The following is a 2,852-nucleotide window of genomic DNA, read 5'->3' as shown; positions in this document are numbered from 1 at the left end:
CGCACAGCAGGGTCGCGGCCGGCCCGTTCCGGCGCAGCCGTCCCAGGACCGCACCCGTGACCGCGGCCAGGCCGGCCGCGGCGAGCAGGGCACCGGCGACGGCCGTCCGGTCGTACTGCGCACGCGCGAACAGAGCGGCGACGACCATCCAGCCCACGCTCGCGGCACCCGCCGTGACCCGGCGCGCGGCCGGCCCCCACACCCATGCCCGATGACCGAGATCCTCCGCTACCTCGTCGGTGACGTCGTGCACGACGGGGGCGGGCGGGGCGTCCTCCGCGCGGACGAGACGCAGCACGGCGCCGTCGCGGACGCCCGCCGTCTCCAGTGTGCTGTCGTGATCGAGCGCGGAACCGTCCACCGTGACGAGGTGACGCGATGCGGGCCGCCCCTCCACACGGTCGTCCAGCAGCCGCATGATCTCGGGCAGCAGCAGCCCGACCGGCTCCCGCGCCGGAAGCACCAGGTCGACGCGGCGCCGCTCACCGACGAGCGTGACCCGGCTCAACACCGTCGGCCCACCGGCCGTTTCCCTGCTCAAGGCCCCCGTAGACATCACGATCGCGAACCTATCACCGGCTCGTAGGACTGTCGGAAGGCGTGGAAACGCCAGGGGAGTACGGGTCCTGCCCGATCAGCCGGTGGGACACGAACGACCACCCCACGCACCCCGCGCACAGCACGGCCGCGATCACCATCCCGGCGACCGCCTTCCCCATCCGCTCGTCCACGGCCCGCCGTTGCCGCTGCGCCCCGAAAACCAGGGCGTCCCGCAACCGCCGTCGCCGCACGGAGACGGACTCGAGGAGCTGGCTGTCGTAGTCCTGGGCGGTCATGCTGATCGGTTACCTCGTGTCACGTGGGGAACTCGCCCAGCCAGTCGTGCTGGAGGAGGTGCTGGGGCAGGTAGTCCGACTCGACCTCGATGGGCAGGTGCCCGTCGTGTGCCCAGCAGGCGATGGCGAGGGGGCCGAGGGCGATGGCGCCGTCGATGTCCTTCTGCCGTTCCTCGGTGAGGGTCCAGTAGGCGCGGTGCAGTTTCAGAGCTTCTTCCAGCGCGGGGCTGAAGCCTTCCACGTCCCTGCGTACGAAGTGGTAGAAGAGGTTGATCGGCGGATAGAGGATGCCCTGCAGCAGGTCTCGCGGGGCGATGCGGGCGACCGCCGGATCCGACATCTGCAGTGCGGCGGTCAGTTTCTCGACCAGTCCCGGCCGGCGCAGCCAGTACGTCTGCAGGGTGTCGACCCAGTGGTAGATGTACTCGTCGTACTGCCCCTCCGGCGCCCGGAGCCGCTCCAGGGGGACCTCGCACAACTGCGTCATGCGCTCCGGCTCACGGCAGATGACGGCGAGCCAGAACGCGTTCAGCCAGGTTCCCGCGCGGGCCGTCGAGAGCGGGCCGGTCGCCCGAAGGGTGCGCACTTTCCCGTTGATGCGGCATTCGACTGTTCCCTCACTCCTGGCCGTGACGGCGAACAGCGCAGAGCCCAGCTGCATCGCGTTGACCGCCGCTTCCCAGGTCTCCACTGCTTCGGCCTGAGGGTCAATGACGCACCGAGCGCGGAGGTTCATGACCGCAGCGCTGAAGGTCGAGTCGATCACGGCCGTCGACTCTTCGAGGCGATCGATTCCCTTGAGCAGGTGTTTGTTCAGTCTGTCGGCGAACTGTTCGGCATCGGGTCCTGTCGGTAGACCGTGCCGGGCGATTTCTGTGGTCACGGAAGAGTCCCCTTGCTGATGTCGAACCGGCGATACTGGAGCCCACTGTACACGCCCGAATTCTTCTCCCCCTTGACTACCACGTATTCGAGCTTCTCTTTGCTGAGTGCCTCTTCGAGGGCCTCGAGTACATCAAATTCGCCACGCGCTCTCATGGCCTCCATGATGTCGAAGAAGTATTCTCTGCTCCCCTGGGAAACCCGCTGACCGTCCGGCAGGGTTCGGCCGCCGAGATCAGTTTCGGTGCTGCTCTTGGCCTCGACGACGACTACTCGGCCATCCTCGTGCTTCCAGACTTGATCAAATTGATCATTTCCGTTCTTCGGGCCGAGGAGTGGCTGTTTCTCGAAATCTGGGTAGTGCTCAGCGATGTAGTGATACTCGGCAGCCGTCTCGCCGAATTCCTCGGCCGAACGGCCCATCGCGGTGTGGGACTCCTTGTAGGTTGCTCCCGCTTCCACTCGCTGAGCAACCGAGTCGGGAGTGCTGTGGAGACCGTCCGCTATTTCGGCCTCCGTCTTCCATCTCTTGACTGTGTTGTCCCACGCGACGGCGGAGTGGCGTTTGTCTGCGGCCGCTTCCAGAATCCGGAGCCTGTCCTTACTGGTGACGGTGTCCGGTCCCACGCTGATGTAATCATCGTCCAAGAAATGCGGCTCGGGTGCCGCTGGAGTGTCCTTGGCCCTGATCCAGGGGGCGTTCTCCGACATCTGAGCCAATTGAGGAGGAGTGAATCCACTCTCGTCCCGGAGGCTCAGCCTTTTGCGCCATCCGTTCTCCTTGTAGTACTGCTCGAGGTATCCGGGTTCGTGGTTGGCGCGGTAGACCTGGATTTCCTCGATCTGCTCCCGTGTCAGTGACCCGCGCGGCCCGTAAGGGTTGTCCCCCTCACGCATGAAGTCCGGGCGTTGCACCTCGGCGGGCCGCCCCGGCGTCGTGCCCTCGGGTTCGTTGCCCGGCACGTCGTCGCCGGTCCGGCCGAGGCCGTCCGGGCCGCCGTTGCCCTGATGGCCCGCTCCGTTGCCGGAATGAGTGGCTTCGCCGCTGCGGGTCGTCTGTGGCGCACTGCCGTCACCGCGTTCCAGAGGCGTGCCACGGCCGTCCCCACCCGCGTGACCGCCGCCGGTCCCGCC

The 2,852-nt window shown here is 67.0% G+C and carries 3 protein-coding genes and 1 pseudogene; all 4 read right to left on the bottom strand.

What is annotated here, in order from left to right:
* On the bottom strand, positions 1–541 hold a 541-nt coding region (locus tag B7767_RS03490; protein WP_373408181.1), incomplete at its 3' end, for an EsaB/YukD family protein.
* Between the two features lie 31 nt (positions 542–572).
* The gene (locus tag B7767_RS03485; protein ID WP_085570813.1) at positions 573–836 is read right to left on the bottom strand and encodes a hypothetical protein; all 264 of its coding nucleotides are present in this window, start codon (positions 834–836) and stop codon (positions 573–575) included.
* 19 nt (positions 837–855) lie between these two features.
* On the bottom strand, positions 856–1,602 hold the full coding sequence (locus B7767_RS03480) for an immunity 49 family protein (RefSeq protein WP_306297933.1): 747 nt from the start codon (positions 1,600–1,602) through the stop codon (positions 856–858).
* A 113-nt stretch (positions 1,603–1,715) separates the two neighbouring features.
* Positions 1,716–2,852 (bottom strand): annotated as a pseudogene (locus B7767_RS03475) (hypothetical protein); the annotation flags it as partial.

This window comes from Streptomyces sp. 13-12-16, assembly GCF_002114215.1.
Taxonomy (GTDB): Bacteria; Actinomycetota; Actinomycetes; order Streptomycetales; family Streptomycetaceae; genus Streptomyces.
The sequence above is the reverse complement of the archived record's forward strand: the minus strand, read 5'-3'. Positions and strand labels throughout refer to the sequence as shown.